17 protein-coding genes are annotated in these 16,981 nt (G+C 71.7%); 11 read left to right on the forward strand and 6 right to left on the reverse strand.

Going from position 1 to position 16,981, the window contains the following annotated elements:
- Nucleotides 1–6: 6 nt before the first annotated feature.
- Nucleotides 7–1,653: an FAD-dependent monooxygenase gene (locus tag ABZU99_RS08840; RefSeq protein ID WP_356044629.1), complete on the reverse strand. Its 1,647-nt coding sequence runs from the start codon at nucleotides 1,651–1,653 to the stop codon at nucleotides 7–9.
- A gap of 159 nt (nucleotides 1,654–1,812) precedes the next feature.
- Here ABZU99_RS08840 and ABZU99_RS08845 point away from each other — a divergent pair, with 159 nt between their 5' ends.
- The 9 genes from ABZU99_RS08845 to ABZU99_RS08885 all read left to right on the forward strand — a co-directional run bounded on the left by ABZU99_RS08845 (nucleotide 1,813) and on the right by ABZU99_RS08885 (nucleotide 8,804).
- The gene (locus ABZU99_RS08845; protein WP_355944652.1) at nucleotides 1,813–2,988 is read left to right on the forward strand and encodes a SchA/CurD-like domain-containing protein; all 1,176 of its coding nucleotides are present in this window, start codon (nucleotides 1,813–1,815) and stop codon (nucleotides 2,986–2,988) included.
- Nucleotides 2,989–3,041: 53 nt separating this feature from the next.
- Entirely contained in the window at nucleotides 3,042–3,449 is a 408-nt protein-coding gene (locus ABZU99_RS08850) for a cupin domain-containing protein (protein ID WP_355944653.1), read from the forward strand.
- On the forward strand, nucleotides 3,446–4,708 hold the full coding sequence (locus tag ABZU99_RS08855; RefSeq protein WP_355944655.1) for a beta-ketoacyl-[acyl-carrier-protein] synthase family protein: 1,263 nt from the start codon (nucleotides 3,446–3,448) through the stop codon (nucleotides 4,706–4,708). The genes ABZU99_RS08850 and ABZU99_RS08855 overlap by 4 nt, the downstream gene beginning before the upstream one ends.
- Complete coding sequence (locus tag ABZU99_RS08860; protein WP_355944657.1) at nucleotides 4,705–5,982, forward strand: ketosynthase chain-length factor; 1,278 nt, start codon at nucleotides 4,705–4,707, stop codon at nucleotides 5,980–5,982. The genes ABZU99_RS08855 and ABZU99_RS08860 overlap by 4 nt, the downstream gene beginning before the upstream one ends.
- Nucleotides 5,982–6,239, forward strand: coding sequence for an acyl carrier protein (locus ABZU99_RS08865; RefSeq protein ID WP_355944659.1), 258 nt, complete (start codon nucleotides 5,982–5,984; stop codon nucleotides 6,237–6,239). Before ABZU99_RS08860 ends, ABZU99_RS08865 begins: the two co-directional genes overlap by 1 nt.
- Before the next feature lies 1 nt (nucleotide 6,240).
- Entirely contained in the window at nucleotides 6,241–6,705 is a 465-nt protein-coding gene (locus ABZU99_RS08870; RefSeq protein ID WP_355944660.1) for an SRPBCC family protein, read from the forward strand.
- Between the two features lie 3 nt (nucleotides 6,706–6,708).
- On the forward strand, nucleotides 6,709–7,038 hold the full coding sequence (locus ABZU99_RS08875) for a TcmI family type II polyketide cyclase (protein ID WP_355944662.1): 330 nt from the start codon (nucleotides 6,709–6,711) through the stop codon (nucleotides 7,036–7,038).
- Between the two features lie 371 nt (nucleotides 7,039–7,409).
- Nucleotides 7,410–7,979, forward strand: coding sequence for a hypothetical protein (locus ABZU99_RS08880; RefSeq protein ID WP_355944663.1), 570 nt, complete (start codon nucleotides 7,410–7,412; stop codon nucleotides 7,977–7,979).
- 96 nt (nucleotides 7,980–8,075) lie between these two features.
- Nucleotides 8,076–8,804, forward strand: a complete 729-nt coding sequence (locus ABZU99_RS08885) for a class F sortase (protein WP_355944665.1) — start codon at nucleotides 8,076–8,078, stop codon at nucleotides 8,802–8,804.
- Between the two features lie 70 nt (nucleotides 8,805–8,874).
- Here the strand turns inward: ABZU99_RS08885 and ABZU99_RS08890 are convergent, their stop codons facing one another.
- The 5 genes from ABZU99_RS08890 to ABZU99_RS08910 all read right to left on the reverse strand — a co-directional run bounded on the left by ABZU99_RS08890 (nucleotide 8,875) and on the right by ABZU99_RS08910 (nucleotide 14,368).
- The gene (locus ABZU99_RS08890) at nucleotides 8,875–9,966 is read right to left on the reverse strand and encodes a methyltransferase (protein WP_356044635.1); all 1,092 of its coding nucleotides are present in this window, start codon (nucleotides 9,964–9,966) and stop codon (nucleotides 8,875–8,877) included.
- Between the two features lie 11 nt (nucleotides 9,967–9,977).
- Nucleotides 9,978–11,051, reverse strand: a complete 1,074-nt coding sequence (locus tag ABZU99_RS08895) for a right-handed parallel beta-helix repeat-containing protein (RefSeq protein ID WP_355944669.1) — start codon at nucleotides 11,049–11,051, stop codon at nucleotides 9,978–9,980.
- An 83-nt stretch (nucleotides 11,052–11,134) separates the two neighbouring features.
- Complete coding sequence (locus ABZU99_RS08900) at nucleotides 11,135–12,232, reverse strand: MBL fold metallo-hydrolase (protein ID WP_356044638.1); 1,098 nt, start codon at nucleotides 12,230–12,232, stop codon at nucleotides 11,135–11,137.
- 88 nt (nucleotides 12,233–12,320) lie between these two features.
- Entirely contained in the window at nucleotides 12,321–13,541 is a 1,221-nt protein-coding gene (locus ABZU99_RS08905) for an aminotransferase class I/II-fold pyridoxal phosphate-dependent enzyme (protein WP_355944673.1), read from the reverse strand.
- An 89-nt stretch (nucleotides 13,542–13,630) separates the two neighbouring features.
- On the reverse strand, nucleotides 13,631–14,368 hold the full coding sequence (locus ABZU99_RS08910) for a GAF and ANTAR domain-containing protein (RefSeq protein WP_356044641.1): 738 nt from the start codon (nucleotides 14,366–14,368) through the stop codon (nucleotides 13,631–13,633).
- Between the two features lie 144 nt (nucleotides 14,369–14,512).
- Between ABZU99_RS08910 and ABZU99_RS08915 the strand changes: the two genes are divergently transcribed.
- Nucleotides 14,513–15,727, forward strand: coding sequence for a PAS domain-containing protein (locus ABZU99_RS08915; protein ID WP_355944677.1), 1,215 nt, complete (start codon nucleotides 14,513–14,515; stop codon nucleotides 15,725–15,727).
- Nucleotides 15,728–15,998: 271 nt separating this feature from the next.
- Nucleotides 15,999–16,964: a TIGR03557 family F420-dependent LLM class oxidoreductase gene (locus ABZU99_RS08920; protein ID WP_355944679.1), complete on the forward strand. Its 966-nt coding sequence runs from the start codon at nucleotides 15,999–16,001 to the stop codon at nucleotides 16,962–16,964.
- Nucleotides 16,965–16,981: the final 17 nt, after the last annotated feature.

The raw sequence follows: 16,981 nt of genomic DNA on the forward strand, positions 1-16,981 counted from the left end.
GTGCCTTCAACGGGTGAGACTCAGCACCTGCCGCATCACCTCCGTCAGCGTGGCCTGCGGGTCGGGCACGGAGCGCTCCGCGCGCCAGGCCACGAAGCCGTCGGGGCGGACGAGGACCGCGCCGTCGGGGGCCGTGCCATGGAGCTCGGCCCAGTCGACGCCCGGCTCGGGGGCGAGTTCATGGTCGGGCTCGTTGCCGACCCGGTAGCGGTCGAGAGGGATGCCGAGGTCCTCGGCCACATGGCCGCCCGCCTCGTGCCACGCGGCGCCGCCCGGGCCGGTGAGCAGCACACAGGTGCGCTCGTACAGGTCGAGGGTGGACAGGCGGACACCGCAGCGGTGGACCCACATGTGCGGGGCGCGCCTGCCGGGCTCGGCGGAGAGAGTGAACTGCTCGGGGACCACGGGGGCCGAGGGGTCCGTGCCCATGACCGCACCCTGGACATAGCGATAGCCCATGGCCACGGCCATCACATTGGACTGCGGCCCGGCGGTGGGGGGCGCGGAGTAGCCGGGGTGGCTGTGCTCGGCCGAGCGGGCGGCGGCGCGGGCGCTGGTGGCCTTGGCGACCGGCTGGCGCTCGGCGCCGTAGCTCTCCAGCAGCCCGGGGCCCGCCCAGCCGCCGAGGACGGCGGCCAGCTTCCAGGCGAGGTTGTGGGCGTCCTGGATACCGGTGTTGGAGCCGAAGGCACCGGTGGGCGACATCTCGTGCGCGGAGTCCCCGGCGAGGAGGACCCGTCCCTCGGAGTAGCGGTCCGCCACCCGCTCGGCCGCATGCCAGGGGGCCTTCCCGGTGATCTCCACCTCCAGATCGGGCATGCCGACGGCGGTGCGGATGTGGTCGGCGCAGCGCTCGTCGGTGAACGCCTCGAGCGGCTCGCCGTTCTCGGGGTGCCAGGGCGCGTGGAAGACCCAGTGCTCCTGGTTGTCGACCGGGAGCAGCGCCCCGTCGGCCTTGGGGTTGGTCAGATAGCAGGCGATGAAGCGGCGGTCGCCGACCGCGTCGGCGAGCCGCTTGGCGCGGAAGGTGATGGACACGTTGTGGAAGAGCTCGCCGTGTCCGCTCTGGCCGATGCCGAGCCGTTCGCGGACGGGGCTGCGGGGGCCGTCGGCGGCGATGAGGTACTCGGCGCGGACCGTGCCGCGCCGCTTCGACGCGCGGTCCAGGATCTCGGCGGTCACCCCGTCGGCGTCCTGCTCGAAGGAGATCAGCTCGGTTCCGAAGCGCAGTTCGCCGGTGAGGCCCTGGGCGGCCCGCAGCAGCACGGGTTCGAGGTCGTTCTGGCTGCACAGACACCAGCCCGAGGGGCTGATCCGGCCGATCTTGCCGCCGGGGTCGATGTCACGGAAGAGCCAGTTGTGGTCCGTTCCGGTGAGGGATTCAGCCTGAAGGATGCCGTGGTTCTCGGCCAGGACGGATGCGGCCTCGCGGATCGCGGACTCCACGCCCGCGGTCCGGAACAGCTCCATCGTGCGCACGTTGTTGCCCCGTCCGCGGGGGTGGATCGAGGTGCGCGCGTGTTTTTCCACCAGCAGATGGCCGATGCCCAGACGGCCCAGGAACAGCGAGGCGGACAGTCCCACCAGGGAGCCGCCCGTGATCAGGACGGGCACCCGCTCAGCAGTGTCGTCGTTGTCGGCAAGAGGTTTCATTGTGTCGCTATGCCCGGTCTTCGAGGGGCCCTCCGAGCCTCTGACCTGGCGTTCGCTCAGATGGCTCACAAATCTCGCGCCATCCGGTGGGAGCGCTCCACGATCGTCTAGCGGGCGACGCGTCCAGGAAGGACGCGTCCCCCCTAGGAGGAGTGGAACATGAGCACCGTGCCCCAGGCTCCACAGCCCACCATGACACCCACTATGAGCATGCAGTCGATCCTGCCCGACTCCCGACTGCGTGTGGTGCTGCTGCTGGATGTGCGCAGCGGTGCCGAAGAGCGCTTTCTGCGCGCGTACGACGAGTTGTGCCAGCAGGTGGCCTCGGTTCCCGGCCACCTCAGCGACCAGCTGTGCCAGTCGATCGAGGACCCCTGCAAGTGGCTGATCACCAGCGAGTGGGAGAGCGCCCCGCCCTTCCTCGCCTGGGTGGACAGCGAAGAGCATCGCGAGATGGTCAAACCGATGCACGGATGTGTGGAGGACACCCGGTCGCTGCGGTTCGGGATCCTGCGGGAGATGCCGCCACGCGGTGAGGACACCCCGTCCAGGGGCCGGCTGCAGGCCGCCCCGCGGACCGGAGACGGGGTGATCCGGCATGCCCTGGTCTTCAACGTCAAGCCGGGCAGCGAGGACGAGGTGGCCGCGATCCTGGCCGACTACGCCTCGCCCGAAGCACGCGTCAACGACACCACCCGGCTGTGCCGCACTTCGCTGTTCATGAGCGGCAACCGGGTGGTCCGGGCCGTCGAGGTGAAGGGCGACCTGATGACGGCGCTGCGCCATGTGGCCATGCAGCCCGAGGTCAGGGCGGTCGAGGAGGCCATCAACCCGTATCTGGAGGTCTCCCGCGAGCTGGACGACCCGGAGTCGGCGCGGGACTACTTCGCGGCCGCGGCGATGCCCATGGTGCACCATGCGTCGGCCAAGGACACCCGGCAGGTCACCGCCATACGGCGTCATGCGCTGATGTACCCGGTGAAGGAGGGCTGCGGCACGGCGGTCGCCCGGCTGCTGGCCCGCCAGGACGAGCTGGCGCTCACCGGAGCGGCGGGGGGTGGGCCGGGCGGGTCCGAGACCACCGGGTGCCCCCTGCTCAGCAGCACGACTTTCCAGCAGCAGGACACCGTCGTCCGGCTGGTGGACCTCAGCGCCCCGCTGGACCGGGATCCGGCGCTGTCCGCCGGTGTCGGCGGCCCGCGCGCCGCGGCCGTGCTGAGCCGTCTTGTCGACCTCTCCGCCGGCCGGGACCTGTCGTCGGAGGAGGGGCTGCGGCGCTTCCTCGCGGACTGCGACATGGTCCCGATCACCGACCGCCGGGCGGCGGACTACTGACGTTTTGCCTTCCCCCACGTCCCTTAACGTCCCCACGTCCGGAGGCACCGAACATGACCACGCAGTCCCCCCACATCGTCGACCTCGCCGGAGTTGCTCCCAACACCCGGCGCGGTGGCGATCTGCGCGCCATGCTGACCCCCAACACGGTGGGCGCCACGAGCGGCTTCATGGGCCTGGCCATCATGCGGCCCGGTGAGCGCATCGGCGAGCACTACCACCCTTACTCCGAGGAGTTCGTGTTCGTCGTGCGCGGGGATCTGGAGGTGGATCTGGACGGGACCGCGCATGCGCTCCGTCCCGACCAGGGCCTCCTGATCCCCCGCGACATGCGCCACCGTTTCCGCAATGTGGGCGATAGCGAGGCCCGGATGGTCTTCCATCTGGGACCGCTGGCCCCCCGTCCCGAGCTTGGGCATGTGGACACGGAGGCCACCGAGCCGGCCGAGGCGTCATCGTGACGCGACGGGTGGCGATCACCGGGCTCGGCGTGGTCGCACCGGGGGGCGTGGGTGTTCCGGCCTTCTGGGACACGCTCACTGCCGGGCGCACGGCGACGCGCGGGATCACGCTCTTCGATCCGGCGGGGTTCCGTTCGCGGATCGCCGCCGAGGTCGACTTCGACCCGTATGCCTGCGGGCTGACGGTGGAGCAGGTGGAACACTCCGACCGGTATGTGCAGTTCGCCCTGGCGGCCTCCCAGGAGGCCGTACGGGACGCGGGCCTTGACACGGAGCCGGAGGCCAGCTGGCGGACCGCGGTGTCGCTCGGCACCGCGGTCGGCGGCACCACCCGGCTGGAGAACGACTATGTCGCGGTCAGCAACAGGGGCGAGAGCTGGGATGTGGACCACCGGAGGGCCGGTCCGCATCTGCATCGCGCGTTCTCGCCCAGCGCGCTGGCCTCCGGCGTCGCGGAGCTGATCGGCGCCCAGGGCCCGGTGCAGACCGTCTCGACGGGCTGCACCTCGGGTCTGGACGCGATCGGCTACGGCTTCCAGACGATCGAGGAGAACCGGGCCGATGTGTGCATCGCGGGGGCGGCGGACTCGCCGATCTCCCCGATCACCGTGGCCTGTTTCGACGCGATCAAGGCGACCTCGGCTAACAACGACGACCCGGCGCATGCGTCGCGGCCGTTCGACGCCCGCCGCGACGGCTTCGTCCTGGGCGAGGGCGCGGCCGTGCTCGTCCTGGAGGAACTGGAGCACGCGCGCGCCCGAGGGGCCCGGATCTACTGCGAGATCAAGGGGTTCGCCACCTTCGGCAACGCGTACCACATGACCGGTCTGACCCGGGAGGGCCTGGAGATGTCCGAGGCCATCGACCATGCACTGGGCCATGCGCGCATCGACGCCTCCGAGATCGACTACGTCAACGCACACGGCTCCGGCACCCAGCAGAACGACCGGCACGAGACGGCGGCGGTCAAGCGCTCACTGGGCGAGCACGCGTATCGCACGCCGATGAGCTCGATCAAGTCGATGGTGGGCCACTCCCTGGGCGCCATCGGGGCGATCGAGATCGTGGCCTGCACCCTGGCGCTCTCCCACGGTGTGGTGCCGCCGACCGCCAACTACCAGGACCCGGACCCCGAGTGCGATCTGGACTATGTGCCGCGCACTGCCCGCTCCCTGCCGCTGCGCCATGTGCTCTCGGTCGGCAGTGGGTTCGGCGGCTTCCAGTCGGCGGTGGTCCTCAGCCACGGAGGTGCGTCATGAACGCATCGCTGAGCGCTCCGGCGAGCAGGCAGAAGAACAGGCACGCCCGGCGTGGCGCCGCGATCACCGGCCTGGGGATCGTGGCGCCGAACGGCGTGGGCACGGACGCCTTCTGGAAGGCCGTACGAGAAGGGATGACCTTTCTCGACCGGGTCTCCCGCGAGGGCTGCGAGGACTTTCCGCTCCGGGTCGCGGGCCAGGTCCAGGGCTTCGAGCCGGGGTCGATGGTCGAGGAGCGCTACCTCGTCCAGACCGACCGCTTCACGCACTTCGCGATGGCGGCGGCCGATCTGGCCGTGGAGGACGCCCGGCTGCCCACGAAGGACATGTCCCCGTTCGCGGTGGGCGTGGTGACCGCCGCCGGATCCGGGGGCGGCGAGTTCGGCCAGGGCGAGCTGCAACAGCTGTGGGGCAAGGGGCCGCGGTATGTGGGCCCGTACCAGTCCATCGCCTGGTTCTACGCGGCGAGCACCGGCCAGATCTCCATCCGCGGCGGGTTCAAAGGCCCCTGCGGGGTGCTGGCCAACGACGAGGCGGGCGGTCTCGACGCGCTCGCGCACGCCTGCCGGTCCATCCGGCACGGGGCGGACGCGATCGTCGTGGGCGCCGCCGAGGCGCCGCTCGCGCCGTACTCGATCGTCTGCCAGCTCGGTTACGAGGAGATGAGCCTGGCCCGGGAACCGGGCCGGGCCTATCTGCCGTTCACCACCGACGCCTGTGGCTTCGCGCCGGGCGAGGGCGGGGCCATGCTGATGGTCGAGGAGGAGGGCGCCGCCCTGCGCCGCGGCGCCCGCGTCCGCGGCCGGATCCTCGGCCATGCCTCCACCTTCAGCGGACCGTCGCAATGGGAGCGGTCCCGGGAGGGGCTCGCCCACGCCATCCGCGCCGCCCTCGACGACGCGGGGTGCGCGCCGGAGGAGATCGATGTGGTGTTCGCGGACGCGATCGGTACGCCGGAAGCCGACCGCGCCGAGGCACTCGCGATCACCGACGCGCTGGGCGCACATGGCACCCGGGTCCCGGTCACCGCACCCAAGACCGGCTTCGGCCGGGCGTACTGCGCGGCTCCCGTCCTGGACGTAGCGGCCGCGGTGCTCGCCATGGAACACCGCGTCGTACCGCCCACCCCGTACGTCACCGACGTATGCCATGACCTCGACCTCGTCACCGGCAGTTCCCGCCCCATCCAGCCGCGGACCGCGCTGGTGCTGAGCCGAGGGCTCATGGGTTGCAACGCGGCGCTCGTGCTCCGCGGACCGGAAGGAGATATGTGATGCCCAGTCAACTGTCCTACGAGGAGCTGGCCTCGCTCATGAGGCGCTGTGCCGGTCTCACCGTCGACCCGGACATGATGCAGACGCGGCCGGACTCCACCTTCGAGGAGTACGGCCTGGACTCGCTCGGTCTGCTCGCCATCGTCGGCGAACTGGAGAACCGTTACGGCACCCCGATCGAACCGGGTGCCGAAAGCTGCAAGACCCCTGGCGACTTCCTCGATGTCATCAACACCTCACTGACCACGGGAGCATGAGATGGCCGGCCACACCGACAACGAGATCGTGATCGCGGCGCCCTTGGACCTCGTCTGGGACATGACCAACGACCTGGAGAACTGGCCGCAGCTGTTCAGTGAGTACGCGTCGGTCGAGGTGTTGCAGCGGAACGGGGACACCACCACCTTCCGGCTGACCATGCACCCCGATGAGAACGGGAAGATCTGGAGCTGGGTCTCCGAGCGGGAGACGGCCCGCGATGTGCGGACCGTGTGGGCGCGCCGGGTCGAGACGGGCCCCTTCGCCTTCATGAACATCCGCTGGGAGTACGACGAGGAGCCCGCGGGCACCCGAATGCGCTGGACCCAGGACTTCGAAATGAAGCCCGACGCCCCGGTGGACGACGCCGGAATGACGGAGCACATCAACAGGAATTCGAAGATTCAGATGGAGCTCATCCGGGACAAGATCGAGCAGCGCGCCCGCGCGCGGGTCGAGGCGTAGGTCATGTACCGATCCCTGATCGTCGCCCGGATGAAGGACGGCTCCGCCGCGGATATCGCTTCGGTATTCGAGGAATCGGATCGCGGTGAACTGCCGCATCTGATCGGGGTGACCGGCCGCAGCCTGTTCCAGTTCCACGATGTGTATCTGCATCTGATCGAGGCCGACCGGCCGCCGGGGCCCGAGGTCGCGAGAATGGCCGGCCATCCGGAATTCCGTGCCATCAGTGAGCGGCTCACCGCCTATGTCGAGGCATACGACCCGGAGACCTGGCGCGAGCCGAAGGACGCCATGGCGCACGAGTTCTACCGCTGGGAGCGGGACCGGAGCTAGGGCCGCCGCGTGCGGGCCGGGCCGCCACCGGCCGCCTCCACCCCCGTCGCAGGGCCGCTGACCGTGTGGGTATCGGTCGGCGGCCCTTTCGTATGATCGGATACTCATACTTCGCATGAGCGGATACCCACGTCATTTTCGAGCCGATCGGGGCCGGGTCTGCCGAAAAGGTGATAAGCCATCAGCCCATTCGCGCGGCGAATGGGTGATCACTGCGCTTATCTACACCCAGAGGGCTTACAACCCGCCAGATTGCAGGCCGCGCCAAGTGGCGGGTGCGCTCCTCTTCGCTGACGGTGGTTAAGACGCCGCCGCGATCCCTTTATCTGGCAAATAGTCAGTATCGCGGCAAGCGCCGGAAGGAATGACTCATGCGATCTACTCGCGCACTCTTCACCGGGGCGGCGATTGCCGCCACCCTGACCCTGGGCGCCCCTGCTGCCGCGTTCGCCGCCGACGTCTCGGACCCGGGCGGCCACGGTGGGTACTCGAGCAGCCAGGAGTCCTCCGAGGACGGCTACGGTCAGGGCAGCAGCTCGTGGAAGGACAAGGACAAGGAGCGGGAGCACAAGGAAGAGGGCAAGGAGCACGAGGGCAAGGACGAGGGCGACTGGTCCGAGAAGGGCAAGGAGCACGAGGGCAAGGACGAGGGCGACTGGTCCGAGAAGGGCAAGGAGCACCACGACTGGTCCGGCAAGGACAAGGAGGACCACGGCAGCTGGTCCGACGAGAAGAAGGGCGGCTGGTCCGAGGAGAAGAAGGGCGACTGGGACGGCGGCTCGTGGAAGGGCGAGAAGCCGCGCGGCGGTGTCCACACCGGTGGCGGCGGCATGGCCACCACGGGCAGCGGCATGGCCGCCGGTTCCGTCCTGCTCCTCGGTGGCCTCGGCGCCGGCGCCTACGCCCTGCGTCGCCGTAAGCCCTCGGGCACCGCGATCTGAGCCTGACGCTTGTGAATCCCGTGCTGCCGTGGCATCACCGCTCGGCGGAGGTGCCACGGCAGCGCCACGGGCGCTGTGAGAAAGGCGAACACCCCTATGGGCAAGGCTGCCAAGCACGGCGGGACCGACAGCAACACCCGCACCCTCCGGTGGGCCGCGGCGTCGGCCCTCATCGGAGTCTTCCTCATCTACAACTCGGTTGACGCGTCCTCCCAGTCCTCGCCGGCCGTGGCCGAGCCCGCGGTCACCGCGTCCGCGCCCGCGCCCGCGTCAGAGGAGCCGGAGGCCGCCGAGGAGTTCCCGGCCGAGGAGCCCCAGGATCCGACGGCCACCCCCGAGTCCCGGCCCGGACCCGCGCTGCCGCGCTCCCCCGCGACACATCTGGACATCCCCTCGATCGGGGTGAGTGCGCCGTTCACCGCGCTGTCGCTCGACTCCACCGGCATGCTGATCCCGCCGCCCGACACCGACAACAACCTCGTCGGCTGGTACCAGGGCGGCCCTTCCCCCGGTGAGCGCGGCAACGCCGTCGTGGCGGGGCATGTGGACACCAAGGTCGGACCGGCGGTGTTCTACACGCTCAGCTCGCTCAAGCCCGGGAGCAAGGTCGACATCACCCGCGAGGACGGGACCATCGCGACCTTCGCCGTCGACAAGGTGCAGACCTTCAAGAAGAACGCCTTCCCGGACCAGGAGGTGTACGGGGACACCCCCGACGCCCAGCTGCGCCTGATCACCTGCGGCGGGGCGTACGACCACGCGGCGAAGGACTACACGGCCAATGTGGTGGCCTTCGCGCACCTCACCTCGTACCGCTGGGCCTGATCGCAGACACAAGAAGACGGTGCCCGCGTCGTGAGAACGACGCGGGCACCGTGTTGCGCGGTGCGGCCGGCTAGGCGCCGGGCACCGTGGCCTCGAACGCGTGCAGATAGCCGTTGACCGGGCGGATGTCCGTCACGTTCAGACCGGCCTCGGTCATCCGCGCGGCCATGCTCTCCGCGGTGTGCTTGCGGCCACCCACATTGAGCAGCAGGAACAGATCCATCGCCGTGGTGAAGTGGGAGGGGCTGTTGTCGACGAGGTTCTCGATGACCACCACCCGCGCGCCGGGCCGCGCCGCCGCGACCACATTGCCGAGCGTGCGCCGGGTGGACTCGTCGTTCCATTCGAGGATGTTCTTGATGATGTAGAGATCGGCCTGGACGGGGATCTCCTGACGGCAGTCGCCGGGCAGCAGCGTGGCGCGCGGGGCCAGCGGCCCGCCGTCCCGCAGCCGCGGATCGGCGTTCGCCACCACCTGCGGCAGGTCCAGGAGCGTACCGCGCAGTGCCGGATGCTTGCCCAGCAGGCCGGCGAGCACATGGCCCTGGCCGCCGCCGATGTCCACGACCTCCTTGACGCCGTCGAGGTCGAGGAAGTCGGCGACGTCCGCGGCGGACTGCCGGCTGGAGGTGGTCATCGCCCGGTCGAACACCTTGGCCGACTCGGGTGCGTCCTCGTGGAGATAGCGGAAGAAGTCCTTGCCGAAGATGTCGTTGAAGATGACGCCGCCCGAGCGCACCGCCCGGTCCAGCTGAGGCCATGCCTCCCAGGTCCAGGGTTCGGTGCACCACAGGCAGATGTTCCGGAGGCTGCCCGGGGCGTCCTCGCGCAGCAGCCGGGACATGGGGGTGTGCGTGAAGCGGCCGTCGTCGGTCTCGGCGAAGATCCCGCAGCAGGCCAGGGCGCGCAGCAGCCGGCGCAGCGGATCGGGCTCGGCGTCCACGGCGGAGGAGAGTTCGCCGAGGGAGGCGGGCCGCTCCCCCAGCGCGTCGGCGATGCGGAGCCGGGCGGCGGCCCGCACGGCCGCCGCCCGCGCGGCGCCGAAGGCGACCTCGCGCAGCTGCATGGCCGCCGGCGTCGGGCCCGCCTGGTGGGCGGGGGCCGGGGCGTCGGCGGGTGTGGTGGGGGTGGTCGGGGCGGGGGTGGTCCCTATGGTCGTCATGGCGTTGCCTTTCAGCACCGGCCGGTGGGCACGGACAGCTCGCAGACGTTGTCGGTGAAGGTGTTGGCGGGACCCTTGTCCCGGTCGGCCAGGTCGGCCGGCTTGTTGGCGCTCAGCACGTTCCGGCTGATGGCGTTCTTGGAGTTCGGGGTCCCGACGACGCTGCCGAACAGCACGATCCCGCCGGACATGGGCGAGGTGCCCACGTTGTTGTGGACCTGGTTGCCGGTCACCCGGGCGCCCTCGGCGCCGGTGAGCACGATGCCGGCGCCCTGGATGAACGGCAGCCGGGCGTTGGGCGCGCAGTATGCGTTGTTCTCGTGCACGGCGTTGTGCCGTACGGTCAGGTCGCCGGCGCGCGGGGTGGACTCGTCGCCCACGATGAACACGCCGCCGCAGTTGCCGGTGGCGGTGTTCTGCTCGACGGTGAGGTTGCGCAGCCGCCGGACCACGATGCCGATCCGGTTGCCGCTCAGCCGGTTGCCGGAGACCTCGGTGCCCAGGGTGTCGGTGGCGCCGCCCTCGGCATCGACAGTGTTGGCGAGGAAGATGCCCGACTCCTTGTTGCCGCGCGAGACGTTGTTCATGAAGACGCCCCGGGTGGAAAGCTGCTGGCCCATGCCCTGCTGGCCGTTCTTCTCGGTGACGACCTTGCGGACGTCCATCCGGTCGGTGCCGGAGCCCCAGATGCCGTTCTTGGGGAAGCCGGAGACCGTCAGGGAGCGGATCCGCACATTGGTGACGGGGCGTTGGGCCGTCCCGGTGATGCACACACCGTGGCCGGCCCGGCCGCAGGCGTTGGCCGAGGCACGCGCGGCCGGGCGGAGCACGGTGCTCTGGCCCGCGCCGCGCAGGGTCAGCCGGCTGGTGGTGATCTGGACGTTCTCCCGGTAGGTGCCGGGCCGGATCTCGATGGTGTCCCCGGGCCGTGCCGCGTCCACGGCGGCCTGGATGGACTCTCCGGGGTGGACGATGTGCTGCCGGGCCGCGGGGGTGGGGGCGGCGTGCGCGGCGGGGAGGGAACCGAGTTCGACGACAAGCGCGGCCGTGAGGCCGACGGCATAGCGAAGTTTTCGTGTACGCATGAACAGGAAACTAGGTGCGCCGTGCACCACTCGCCACTTATGACCCGCTCATTACCTTTGTGTCAGATTCGCCCGAATGCCCGCTACTCGAGCACCCGTGAGCTCCCCACCGGCAGATCCCACAGCGCCTCCCGGGGCCGGCCCGTGGCCTCCCAGGCCGCGCGGACCCGGTGCAGCGGCTCCAGCGGAGGCTCGGCGGAGAGCAGAAACGTCGACCAGTGCATGGGGACCAGCACCCGCGCCCCCAGGTCGCCGAACGCCCGTACGGCCTCCTCGGGATCGGTGTGCACCGGTCGGAGCATCCAACGCGGGTCGTACGCGCCGATGGGCAGCAGCGCCAGATCGATCCCGGGGTAGCGACGGCCGATCTCCTGGAACCAGTGGCCGTAGCCGGTGTCCCCCGCGAAGTAGACGCGCTGTCCGTCGGGCGCGGTGAGGACCCAGCCGCCCCACAGCGAGCGGCAGGTGTCGGTCAGAGTGCGCTTGCTCCAGTGGTGCGCGGGGACGAAGTCGAAGCGGACGGGGCCGCTCTCGCCGGGCAGTTCGGCCGCCTCCCACCAGTCGAGCTCGGTCACCTGGGTGAACCCGCGCGCCCGGAACCAGCCGGCCAACCCGGCGGGGACGAACATCGGGGTGTCCCGGGGCAGCCGTTTGACCGTGGGCGCGTCCAGGTGGTCGTAGTGGTTGTGGCTGATGACCACCGCGTCGACGGGCGGCAGGTCCTCCCAGCGGACCCCGACCGGGGTGACCCGGGCCGGGGTGCCGATGATCTTCCGTGTCCAGACCGGGTCGGTGAGCACGGTCAGCCCGCCGATCCGCATGACCCAGCTGGCGTGCCCCGCCCAGGTGAGCGCCGTCTGTCCGGGGCCGGTCAGCGGGAGCGGCCCCGGGGCGAAGGGCAGTTCGGGGATTTCGTGGAGCGTCTCGACCGGTGGCCGCAGCCGCCCCTCCCTGGCCAGCCGGGCGATCGCCCGTACGCCCGGCAGCGGCGAGGTGAGCCGGTGGAGGAACGACCGCGGCCAGGTGCGGACCTCGCCGAGCGGACGCGGGGCGGCGAGCTCGGGGGTCGCCGGGCCGAGCCGGGGCCGGCCCGGCGCGCCGAGCTCGGCGCGAGGCCGCCCGGCAGGCTCCACCCGCCTGGCCCGCTCGGCGTCGCCGGTCTGGTCTGCCTGGTCGGTCATGGCGTGGGCTCCCTTCCGGTCCGGGCCGGCCCTTCGGCGGCGGCCCTCGGCTTAGGACGGCATGCGGGCACTCGGCCGGCCGGACCGGTCAGCCCGGGCCGGCCTCGATCAGCTCGCGGCAGTCCGCCTCGAAGGCGGCCAATGCCATCGCCACATGCGGCAGTTCCAGCGGATCGGACGCGTCGAGGGCGCGCAGCCGTGCCGTGTCGTCGGCCCCGAGCAGCGGCGCGGTCGCCACCCGGACCCGCAGGGTGTGCGGGGGATCGCCGAAGCGATGACCCCCGGCCGCCGAGGGCCCCAGCCGCCGGGTCAGCTCGCGCTCCAGCTCCACCGAGTCGGTGATACCGCGGGCGGCGAGCACGGCGCGCAGCTCGTCCAGGTCGGCGTAGAGATGACGGCCGGCCTGCGGTGGACGGCACAGCGCCCCGACGGCGGTCAGCGCACGATAGGCCGCGGCGGCCACGGCCCCGTGCGCGCGGGCCGCGACGGCCATCCGCGCGCGCACCGGCTCCGGCTCGCCGAGCGCGTACGTGGCGGCCGCCGCGACGGGGGCCGGGAGCGTGGAGCGCACGGCGGTGAGCAGCGACAGCACCCGCCACCGCAGCTCGATCCCGCGCTCGGTGGCCGGGAACCGGGCGATCGCGGCGGGCCAGCCGGCCGGGGTGAACGCACCCGCGAGATCGGCGAGCACGATGACGTCCTCGGGGAACATCTCGGCGGGGCTGAGCAGCACCGTGCCATGCGGATGGTGGACGGTGTCCCGCCAGGTCTCGTCGCTCACGATCAGCAGCCCCTCGTCCACCGCCGCCTCGCACACCTCGTGCAGCAGCTCGGGCGGGGCCACGGTGCCCGTCGGATCGTCGGCCACCGAGAGCATCAGCATCCGGGGCCGCCCGTCCTCGGCGCGGATCCTTCGGACGGTCTCCAGCAGCGCGAACGGATCGGGCAGCCCGCCGCACTCGGCCGGTACGGGGGCGTGGTAGGCCCGCCGGTCGACCAGCCGCACCAGCGGCGGGTACCAGGCGGCGCAGGGCCGGGGCAGCAGCACCTCGCCGCCGGAGGCCGAGGAGAGCAGCGCGAGCAGCAGGGGCTCGGCGCCGGGAGCGACCACGACATGCGCCGGATCGGTCCACAGCCCTCGCCGCGACCAGTAGCCGCACGCGGCCGAGCGCAGCTCCAGGGACCCGCCGACCGGCTCCGGCGCGGTGTGGGCGGCCGCCTCGGTGAAGCGCTCGGCCAGCTCCGGGAGGACCGGCAGGCCGCCGTCGTCCCGGTCCGCCGGAGCCGGGGCGGTCCACTGCCGCTGCATTCGTCCACACCTCCGCCTGTCTGTGCCGACCTGTCCACCTTCGCAGATCGGGGGATGCGGCGGCAGGGCGACACGGGCGGTCCGGGAGTTCAGCGGCGCAGTGCGACGAGCTCCTTCTCCAGGCCGCGGCCACGGGTGCGCACCACGTTCCCGGCGAGCTCGGTGAGCTTGCGGTTGGTCCGCTGGGACAGCCGGCGCAGCAGCTCGAAGGCGTCGTCGGCGTCGCAGCCGCGGAGGTACATGACGATGCCGCACGCCTGGTCGACGACCGGGCGGGCGCGCAGCGCCGCGTCCAGCTGATCGACCTGGACGAGGGCGGCACGGTAGAGCCGGTCCCGGGCCAGGCTCTCGGTGGTCAGATCGCCGAGCAGCTCGGTGGTGCCCTGAGCCGCCTTCTCCAGGCAACCGGGGCGTAATCCGTAGACCGATACGGTCACCGTGAGACCGTCGCAGACGAAGGGCAGGGTGGCGCTGGAGCGTACGCCCGCGTCCAGCGCGCTGGCCCGGAACCGCGGCCAGCGCCGGTCGTACAGCAGATCCTCGGCGCACGCCGGGCGGCCGGTGGCCCGCGCCGTGAGGATCGGGCCTTCCCCCGTGCTCAGCTGCACCGACACCAGCCCGGACAGATCGGGGTGGGTGGCCGCGGTGGTGGGCTCGCCGTCCGCGTCCGTGCCCGCGTCCGGCGTGAGGACGGCGGTGGCGGTGGCCCCGCAGCTGGCGGGGGTACACGAGGCGGCCTGCTCCGCGAGGTCGGCCAGCCCGCGTCCGAGGGACGACGCGTCGGTCTGGCGGGTCGGGGTGGGGCGGCTGCGCGCGCGGTCCGGCATCGCCGAGTCCGGTCCTTTCACTCCGAGGCGGCAGAGCTCCGGTCCCGCCCCCGCGCGGAACCCTCATTTTCCGGCTTCCCCCGGCTTTGCGCGGAAAACAACACCAAGGCCGACTCACGGGGCCGGTCAGGTTACCGTGTGGCCATGTCCGGGGCGCGGGAATTCGGTGCGGAGCTCAGAGACTTCCGCAGACGGGTCGACGAGTTGAGAACGGCGCGGGCTCTGCCCCCGCAGGAGCGGCCGTCCGTCCTGGACGCCGCTCTTTTCGAACTTCAGCATGTGGCGGATGTGCTGTGGCCACGGTACGAGGAACTGGCCGCGGTGGCCCGGATCCCGGGCGGGGGCCGTGCCGACCCGCATGAACAGCAGCTGCTGCGGGCGCTGTTCCAGCGGATGCCGATCGCCGTCGTCCTGATGGACCGGGAGTCCGTCGTCCGGCGGATGAACTTCGCCGCCACCCAACTGTTCAACACCCGCGCCGGATACGCCACCGGACGTCCCCTCACCGCGTCACTGCGGCGCGACGGACAGGCCGCGCTGCGCTCACAGGTCGCCGCGGTCGCGCGCGGCGAGGGCGACCGCAGCCTTTCGGTGCGGGTCTCCCAGCCGACGGCCGACGGCGGGATGCGGGTGACCCTGGCCGCGCTGCGGCCGCCGGGCGAACCGCAACCGGCGGTGCTGGCGGCGTTCCAGCCGGGGATGGACGAGGCGAGGGGCCGGGCGGGTGGCGCGGCCGGCCCGCGCGGGCCGCGGTCGGGACCGGCTCTCGCGGAGGTGACGCGCCACGCGGAACTGCTGGACCTCGTAGACGACATGGCGACGGCGCTCCTCGGGTCCGCCCTCGCCGGAGCCGGGCCCGAGGCCGTACTGGTGCGGGCGGCCGAGGTGCTGGCCGGGCGCTTCGCGGACTGGGTGATCGGCGATCTGGCGCCGTCCGGCGAGGCCGGGGACGCCCCGCGCCGGGTGGTGGCGCTCGGCCCGCCGGACGCCGCCGGCGACCGTACGGCCTCCCTGACCGGACAGGCCCCGGCCGACTGCCCCCTGGTGATGGACGCGCTGTCCGAGGGCGTATCCGCCCTCCGGGTGAGCCCGCCCGACGCGGACGCCTTCGGCCGGGACGCGGCGGGCGCGCCCGTGCTGGTGCGCGAGGAGGTCACCTCACTGCTGTGCCTGCCCCTGCGGACCTCCCCGACGGCCCCGGTCCGCGGTGCGCTCACGCTCTTCCGTACGGGTGGACGCGGCGCCTTCGAAATGGCGGAGGCGGGAGCGGCGGATCGCTTCAGCCGCCACATAGCCCTGACCATGCCGTCGGCCGCCCCCCGCGCCCCGGCCCCCGAGACACCCGCCTCGGGAGCCTGACCCGGCGCTGCGCCGCACCGTGGGGTGTGCTCGTACGGGCGTCATACGCCGGTGTCTCCCTCGGGCTGTGGTCAATGTCGCCATGGGGAGCGATCCCGGATGAATCGGGCGACCGTCCACGACACGCCTCCAGCAGCCGCATTGCTCCCGTGGCGTGCCTCCGGTCCGAAGCACACGGGTCGCGTGCCCGCTCACGGCCGTTCCAAACCGGTTTTCTTCCCCGGGCGCCGGTTACCCGTCGCGTCGGCACCCCGCGCTCGAGGAGGGCCCTATGACCGAGTACGGCTATTTCCTTATGGCCGAGGAACACGAGCCCGCGGCACTCGTCGAGCAGGCACGGATGGCGGAGCAGGCCGGTTTCACGGCACTGTGGATCTCCGACCACTACCACCCCTGGAACAACGCACAGGGCCAGGCCTCCTTCGTCTGGTCGGTCATCGGCGCGCTCGCACAGGCCACCAGCCTGCCGATCCAGACCGCGGTGACCTGCCCCATCATCCGGATCCACCCCGCCATCGTCGCCCAGGCCGTGGCCACCAGCGCCGTACTGCTGGAGGGCCGGTTCCGGCTGGGCGTGGGCAGCGGCGAGGCTCTCAACGAGCATGTGCTGGGCGACCGCTGGCCGCCGCCGGCCATCCGGCTGGAGATGCTGGAGGAGGCCATCGCGGTGATGCGCCAGCTGTTCGAGGGGCGCAAGGTCACCCACCACGGCAAGCACTACACCGTGGAGAACGCACGCCTGTACACGGTGCCGGAGGAGCCCGTGCCGATCGACATCGCGGCGTTCGGGTCGGCCGCCGCCGCGCTGGCCGGGCGGGTGGGCGACGGCTTCATCACCATGGTCCCCGACGCCGAGCTGGTGGAGCGCTTCCGGCGCGGCAGCGGCGCGGGCGGCAACTCCAAAGTCGTCCGCGGGGGCCTGAAGGTGTGCTGGGGTCCGGACACCCAAGAGGCGCTGAACACCGCACTGCGGCTGTGGCCGAGCGAGGCGCTGCCCGGCCTGCTGCTGTCGACGCTGCCCACCCCGGCCCATTTCGAGCAGGCCGCCGAGCTGGTCACCCCCGAGCGGATGGCTCGGCGCGTGGTCTGCGGCCCCGACGCCGACGCGCACGTCCGCGCACTCACCGCGTACGCCGACGCCGGGTTCGACACCGTCTACGTCAACCAGATCGGCCCCGATCAGCGCGGTTTCTTCGACTTCTACCGCAGCAAGGTGCTGCCGCAGCTGGCCGGCTGAGCCGGAGGCTCCCGTTC

This window comes from Streptomyces sp. NPDC005266, from assembly GCF_040607655.1.
GTDB lineage: Bacteria > Actinomycetota > Actinomycetes > Streptomycetales > Streptomycetaceae > Streptomyces.